General features: G+C 63.9%; 2 protein-coding genes. Both read right to left on the reverse strand.

The window, feature by feature from the left end; genetic code table 11:
- Positions 1 to 273: hypothetical protein (locus U5768_RS31795; RefSeq protein ID WP_322034284.1), on the reverse strand; the 273-nt coding region annotated here is incomplete at its 3' end.
- Between the two features lie 130 nt (positions 274 to 403).
- On the reverse strand, positions 404 to 1,448 hold a 1,045-nt coding region (locus tag U5768_RS31800), incomplete at its 5' end, for a TolC family protein (protein WP_322034285.1).

Below are 1,448 nucleotides of genomic sequence, written 5' to 3' on the forward strand. Positions count from 1 at the left end.
CGTGTCGTTGTCACCATTGTCGGAAACAGACGAATTGCTACCCAGCGTCGCCACATTATCGCTCCCGGACAAGGTCACGCTGCCGCCGTTACAGCCCGAGCCGGCGATCGTGTCCCCGCTGCCAGAAACGGTAACTGACGTTGCACCACTGTCCATGAAAACCGTGTCCGACGAACCAATCAGGTTCAAGGACGCGCCGGTTTGAACTTCAAAAATCGTGCCGTCCAGCGTGTAGGCCGTATTCGGCTGCGTAACTTCAATAAGACCGCTCATAAGAACTCCTATTTTTAATTGAGCAAAGATCTATCGGACCGAACTTGCGGTCCGGGCTAATCGGAACTCCACCGTAAAGGCTCGGCTCCTGAAACCGCGCTTCAGGTAACTAGATCCGGCCGCGAGATTGCTACGAACCAGGCAAATCCTCCCGCCCAAGCGTCCCCAGCTTCGACGCCAGATCCACTCTCGCGTCATTCCAGTCGGCGAGTGCCTGAACGCGCCGCTGTTTCGCGCTGGCCAGCGCCGCCTGCGTGTTCAGCAGTTCGAGAATGTTCCCGACTCCCGCGTCATACCGATGGCGCGCCGCCTCGTATGAACGCTGCGCGATGTCGATCAGGTTCGCGCTGTTCTGCGCGTTCTGCGTCGCACCGGTCAGCGTCTGGTAGCTCGTCCACACATCCAGCGCCACCTTCTGCTTCGCCTCGTCTACCGCGTCGGCCTGGCGTTCGGCCTGTGCCTTCGCCTGATCGATCTGGTAATTGCGGCCAAACCCCTCGAACAGAGGGATGCTCACCTGCACGCCGATGTACGCCTCATGCCCCGTCGCCGGGAACGTCGCCAGGCCCAGCCCCAGGCTCTGCGGCTGGTTGTTCTGGCTGTACTTCGCCACCAGGCTGATGTTCGGCAGCCCCTGCGCTCGCGTCTGGCTCACCTTCGCCTGCGCTGCCTCGTACTGCGCCCGCGCCGCCCGCACCGATGGATGCGCATCCCCCACCTCGCGGATCATCTGCGCCACCGGCTCGCTGAATGCCTTTCCCGTCATCGCGCCCGCTGTCACGGGCGGCACCTCCAGCGGCACATCGGGCGGCAGGTTCATGTCCGAGGCGAGCGTGCCCAGCGCCTTCTGCGCCTCGCCCTGCGCCTTCGTCAGGCTGAACACCGCCTGTTCGTGCTGCGTCTGCGCCTGTAGCGCGTCGGTAATGGGGGCCACGCCCTTGTCCGCGCGCGCCTGCGCCGCCACCATGCCCTCGCGCGTCATGGCTTCCACGTCCTGCGCGGCCTGCAACTCGCCGAGCGCCGCCTGTGCTGCGTAGTAGTCCTTAGCGGCAGATGCAAAAAAATCCTGCAGTGTGGCGTCCTGCGTCGCTCGCGCGGCTTCCAGCAGCGCGTTCGCGTTCGCGAGTCCCGCCTCGCGCCCGCCGAAGTCGTACAGCATCCAGTTCAGGCTCACC

It is taken from the genome of Paraburkholderia sp. J76 (assembly GCF_905220295.1).
GTDB lineage: Bacteria > Pseudomonadota > Gammaproteobacteria > Burkholderiales > Burkholderiaceae > Paraburkholderia.